This window comes from Micrococcus sp. KRD077, assembly GCF_017168505.1.
Classification (GTDB): Bacteria; Actinomycetota; Actinomycetes; order Actinomycetales; family Micrococcaceae; genus Micrococcus; species Micrococcus luteus.
Genome location: NZ_JABFAZ010000037.1, coordinates 1 through 5047, shown reverse-complemented (window position 1 = coordinate 5047; position 5047 = coordinate 1). Strand labels below are relative to the sequence as shown.

General features: G+C 74.0%; 7 protein-coding genes. 5 read left to right on the top strand and 2 right to left on the bottom strand.

Annotated features, from left to right (window positions below; genetic code table 11):
- Positions 1-32: 32 nt before the first annotated feature.
- From J1M39_RS09280 to mnhG, 5 genes are read left to right on the top strand one after another with little or no spacing between them, the layout of a single operon-like run.
- Positions 33-593 carry an NADH-quinone oxidoreductase subunit K gene (locus J1M39_RS09280; RefSeq protein WP_144786235.1) on the top strand — a complete coding sequence of 187 codons (561 nt, stop codon included), beginning with the start codon at positions 33-35 and terminating at the stop codon, positions 591-593.
- Positions 590-2221: a Na+/H+ antiporter subunit D gene (locus tag J1M39_RS09275; protein WP_036383641.1), complete on the top strand. Its 1632-nt coding sequence runs from the start codon at positions 590-592 to the stop codon at positions 2219-2221. Before J1M39_RS09280 ends, J1M39_RS09275 begins: the two co-directional genes overlap by 4 nt.
- Complete coding sequence (locus J1M39_RS09270) at positions 2208-2825, top strand: Na+/H+ antiporter subunit E (protein WP_036383643.1); 618 nt, start codon at positions 2208-2210, stop codon at positions 2823-2825. The genes J1M39_RS09275 and J1M39_RS09270 overlap by 14 nt, the downstream gene beginning before the upstream one ends.
- A complete protein-coding gene (locus tag J1M39_RS09265; protein ID WP_036383645.1) occupies positions 2825-3163 on the top strand; it encodes a monovalent cation/H+ antiporter complex subunit F in 339 nt (112 codons plus the stop codon). Before J1M39_RS09270 ends, J1M39_RS09265 begins: the two co-directional genes overlap by 1 nt.
- Positions 3160-3567, top strand: coding sequence for a monovalent cation/H(+) antiporter subunit G (gene mnhG, locus J1M39_RS09260; protein ID WP_036383647.1), 408 nt, complete (start codon positions 3160-3162; stop codon positions 3565-3567). The genes J1M39_RS09265 and mnhG overlap by 4 nt, the downstream gene beginning before the upstream one ends.
- 78 nt (positions 3568-3645) lie before the next feature.
- Here mnhG and J1M39_RS09255 read toward each other — a convergent pair whose 3' ends face one another.
- Complete coding sequence (locus J1M39_RS09255) at positions 3646-3924, bottom strand: DUF4235 domain-containing protein (RefSeq protein ID WP_036383649.1); 279 nt, start codon at positions 3922-3924, stop codon at positions 3646-3648.
- 77 nt (positions 3925-4001) lie between these two features.
- On the bottom strand, positions 4002-5003 hold the full coding sequence (locus J1M39_RS09250) for an aminotransferase class IV (RefSeq protein WP_036383651.1): 1002 nt from the start codon (positions 5001-5003) through the stop codon (positions 4002-4004).
- Between the last annotated feature and the right edge of the window lie 44 nt (positions 5004-5047).

Here is a 5047-nt window from a genome sequence, read left to right as displayed (position 1 = left end):
CCGTCCACCCCCGACGCCCCGGAGGCCGCCCGATGATGACCGTCGACCTGGCCCTGCTCCTGGCGATGGGCGTGATGTTCGCCGGGGGGATCTACCTGGTGCTCGAGCGCAGCCTGACGCGCATCCTGCTCGGCATCGTGCTGATCAACAACGGCGCCATCATGCTGCTGTTCCTCTCCTCGGGCGGCACGGGCCTGGCCCCGCTGTTCGTGCGCGGACGGGACCCGCACGAGTACGCGGACACGCTGCCGCAGGCGCTGATCCTCACCGCGATCGTGATCGGCTTCGCCGTGGTCGCGTTCCTGACCGCCATGATCTACCGCTCGTGGCTGCTCGTCCGCGAGGACGAGGTCGAGGTGGACGCGGAGGACGTCAAGATCGCCCGGATGCCCGCCTGGGACGCGGAGGACGACGCGGAGCTCGTGGAGGAGTCCTCCGAGTTCCTGGACGACGCCGCGGACCCCAACGCCCACTACGAGCACGCCACGGAGTCCCGACCCCACGTGCGCCACGCCTCACCCACGCCGCCCGCCCATCCCGGCCCGGCGTCCGCCGTCCGTGCCCACCGCGCCGACGGGGGGCCGCGCCCGTGAGCATCGGCACCCTCCCCCTGACCGACCTGGCCCCGCTGGCCGTCATGCTGCCCGTGCTGGGCGCGGCCGTGACCTTCATGCTCGTGCGCCGCCCCCGCGCGCAGATCACCGTCACGGTCTCCGCGCTCGTGCTCACCCTCGTGCTGGACGCGCTGCTGCTGGCCGCGGTCTGGGACACCGGGGTCGCGGCCGTCCACCTCGGCGGCTGGCCGGCCCCGCTGGGCATCAGCCTCGTGGTGGATCGGCTCTCGGCCCTCATGCTCGTGGTGTCGGCGCTGATCACCCTGGCGGTGCTGCTGTACGCCTCGGCGCAGGGGCTGATCAACCGGGACGAGGGTGGGCCGGTCTCGATCTTCCACCCCACGTTCCTGATCCTCGTGGCGGGCGTGTCCAACGCGTTCCTCGCCGGCGACCTGTTCAACCTCTACGTGGGCTTCGAGATCCTCCTGACGTCCTCCTACGTGCTGCTGACCATGGGGGGCACCGCCCAGCGCATCCGCGCGGGCGTCACCTACGTGGTGGTCTCCGTGCTCTCCTCGGTGGTGTTCCTGATCGCGATCGCGATGATCTACGCGGCCACCGGCACCGTGAACATGGCGGACCTGGCCGTGAAGCTGGGCGAGCTGCCCACCGACGTGCAGATGGTCCTGCACGTGCTGCTCCTGGTGGGCTTCGGCATCAAGGCGGCCGTGTTCCCGCTGTCCTTCTGGCTGCCGGACTCGTACCCCACCGCGCCCGCCCCGGTGACCGCGGTGTTCGCGGGCCTGCTCACCAAGGTGGGCGTGTACGCGATGATCCGCACCGAGACGCTGCTCTTCCCGGGGGAGCACGTCAACGCGCTCCTGCTCGTGGTGGCCGCGCTGACCATGGTGGTGGGCATCCTCGGCGCGCTGGCCCAGACGGACATCAAGCGCATCCTGTCCTTCATCCTCGTCTCCCACATCGGCTACATGATCTTCGGCCTGGGCCTGGCCACGGAGGCGGGGCTGGCGGCCACCGTGTACTACGTGGCCCATCACATCACCGTGCAGACCGCGCTCTTCCTCGTCACGGGCCTGATCGAGAACCGCGCCGGCACCGCGAACATCGACCGCCTCGGGTCCCTGGCGAAGGTCTCCCCGTTCGTGAGCGTCCTGTTCCTCGTGCCCGCGCTCAACCTCGGCGGCATCCCGCCGTTCTCCGGCTTCCTCGGCAAGGTCGGCCTGCTGCGCGGCGGCGTCGAGCAGGCCACGCCCCTGGCCTACACGCTGGTGGGCGTGTCCCTGCTCGTGTCCCTGCTGACCCTGCTCGTGGTGGTGCGCGTGTGGACCCGCGCGTTCTGGCGCCGCGTCGAGGACGTGGAGCACCCGCCCGCCCAGCTCGTGGCCGCCTACGAGCGGGCCGTCGCCCGTGGCGAGCGCCCCCGCCCGCTCGAGCCGGGCCTCGTGCTGCCCACCACGGCGCTCGTGGGCCTGACGCTGGTGTTCACGGTGGCCGCCGGTCCGCTGTTCGCGCTGGCCGACGAGGCCGCCACGGACATGCTCGACCGCTCGCCCTACATCGCGGCGGTGCTCGACGACGCCGCGGCCGAGCGGGCCGCGGCCACCCTCAGCGTCGACCCGACGGAGGTGCACGATGCCCGGAAGTGACTCCGCCCGCCGCGGCGTGGTGCGCCCCGACCGGATCCGGGGCATCGTGGCCCAGTGGCCGCTGATCCTCGTGATGGTGGCCGTGTGGTGCGCCCTGTGGCAGGACTTCGCTCCGCACGTGGCCCTGACCGGCCTCGCCTTCGCGCTGCTGATCATCGGGCTCTTCCCGATGCCGAGCATCCCGTTCAGCGGCCGTCTGAACCCCTGGTGGTCCCTCGTGTTCACGGTGCGGTTCCTCGTCGACGTCGTGCGCGCCTCAGTCAACGTGGCCGGGACGGTGCTGCTGCGTGGCCGCCGCGCCCGCGGCTCGATCGTGGGCGTCCCGCTGCGCAGCCACGACGACCTCATCATCACGCTCGTCAGCCACGCCCTGGCCCTGGTGCCGGGCTCGATCGTGCTGGACGTGGACCGGGTCCGCTCCGTCCTGTACCTGCACGTGCTCGACGCGACCACGGACGAGGACGTGGCGGGCTTCCGCGCCAAGGCCCTCGACGTGGAGGCGGGCATCATCCGCGCCGTCGGCACGCGTGAGGACCTCGAGCTGGTCCGCCGCTTCCCGAGTTCGGCGCCCCCCGCCGCCCGCCCCCCGAAGGAGGAGGCCTGATGGACCCCATGGACCTGGCCACGTGGGCCGGCGGGGCGCTGCTCGTGGTCGGCGCCGTCGGTGCGCTCTACCGGATCGTGCGCGGCCCCTCGCTGCTGGACCGGGCGGTCGCCACGGACGTGCTGCTCGTGGTGTTCTCCGGGATGCTCGTCCTGGAGATGGCCGTGCACCGCCACACCCACCACGTGGTCCTCGTGGTGCTGGCCGCCACCGTCGGCTTCGTCGGCTCGGTGACGGTGGCGCGCTTCGCGGAGGACCGGCGCCCGGACCACTCGCTCGAGGACCAGGCGCGCGTGCCCGGCACCACGGACGTGCCGGGCGGGGAGGAGGGCCGATGACCGACACCGCCACGCTCCTGGACTGGCTGGCCGCGTTCCTGCTCGTCAGCGGTGCCTTCTTCTCCCTGGTGGCCGGCGTGGGCCTGTTCGTGCTCCCGGACCTGCTGGCCCGCATGCACGCCGCCGCCAAGCCGCAGGTCCTCGGCCTGCTGCTCATGCTCGCCGGGCTGGCGATCGAGTGGCGGTCGTGGGTGTGGCTGCCCGTGCTGTTGCTGGCGTGGGTCACCCAGATGGTCACGGCCCCGGTGGCCTCCCACCTGGTGGGCCGTACGGGCTACCGCACCAAGCACGCCCGCCGTGAGCTGTTGCACCGGGACGAGCTGGCCGCCGTCGTCCGTCGCGCCGAGCCCCCGGCGGACCCCGGGCCGCGCCGCGCCGGCGCCCGGCCGCGCGGGCGCCGCTGACACCACCCCGCATAGCACGACGGCCGCCGTCCGGATCCCTCCGGGCGGCGGCCGTCGTCGTGGTGGTGGCGGGGCGGCTCAGACCTCGTGGTCCACGCGGTGCGCGGTGGACTCGGACACCTTGCGGATCGCGGCGCCGGCGCCGCGCTGGCCGGCGACCTTCAGCAGCGCCGCGACGCCCGCGGAGATGAACGCGAAGGACAGGGCCTCGATGAGGGGCAGCGTCTCGTCGGCCGCGTCGTTCGGGGCGCTGTGGCCGGTGACGAGCCGCCAGCCGCCCGCCACCACGCGGGAGCCGACGATGCCGCCGACCAGCGTGATGCCGGCGGACAGGGCCTTCTGGGCGAGCGTGTTCATGGTGCGCCTTCCGTGGTCGGGGATCTCACGTGCGGTTGCGGCCGCGGCCGACGACGCCGGACGGGCCGGTCCCCAGCCTAGCCCGCGGTGGGCACCGGGTCGCCGCTGACGTGCCGGCCGGGGTCGCCGTCGGCGTCCAGATGGGCCTGCAGCATGCCGGTGAGCTCGTGGTCCACGGGGATCTCGACGCCGTCGACGGCGCGCACCGGCAGGACGCCGCGCACCGAGGAGACGAGCCAGACGCCCTCGGCGCCCTGGAGGTCCGCCGGGACGAGCGGGCCGTAGCCGAGCTCCCAGCCGTCCGCGTGGGCGGCCGCGAAGATCACGGCCTGCGACGTGCCGGCGAGGATGCCCTTCTGGCGCAGCGGGGTGAGGAGGCGGCGGACGCCGTCCTCCCCGGTGCGCACGATCAGCACCGTGGAGGTGGGGCCCTCGAGCAGGTAGCCGTCCGCGCTGGTGAAGACGACGTCGTCGGCGCCGTGCGCGCGGGCGTAGCGCAGGGCGGCCATGTTCACGGCGTAGGAGAGGGTCTTCGCGCCGGTGAGCAGCCACGGGGAGCGCTCGGGGGCCTGCGAGTCGATGCCGCGGTCCAGCAGCAGCACCCGCAGCCCCCGCTGCCGCTCCTCGTCCTGGATCGCCGGGGCCGGGCTCAGCAGCGCCCACGCGGTGGGCGTGGGCACCGCGCCGGGAGCCGCGTCCGGGCCGCGGGTGACGGTCAGGCGCACGGCGAGACGGTCCCCGGGCGCGACGTCGTTGGCCTCGGTGAACGCCCGCAGGCCGAGCGCGACGGCGGCCTCCCACGCCGCCGCCTCGGGGGCGGCCAGCTGCAGGGCGGCGGCGGACGCGGCCAGCCGGCCGAGGTGGGCTCCGAGCTTGCGCATGCGCAGGGTCCCGAGCCCGTCGGCGACGGCGAGCGCCGTCTCGAAGATGCCGTCGCCGCGCGTGACCCCCTGGTCCGTGACGCTCAGGTGCGGGACGGCCGGGTCCGCGAGCCGCGGGGCGGGGGCGCCGTCCGCGTCCGTCTCGAGCAGGACGAGGACGGGCGAGCCGGCGGCGGGGGAGAAGGCGGTGGGACGCATCCGCCCAGGATAGACGCCCGCCCCCGGCCGATCGGGGCCGGGGG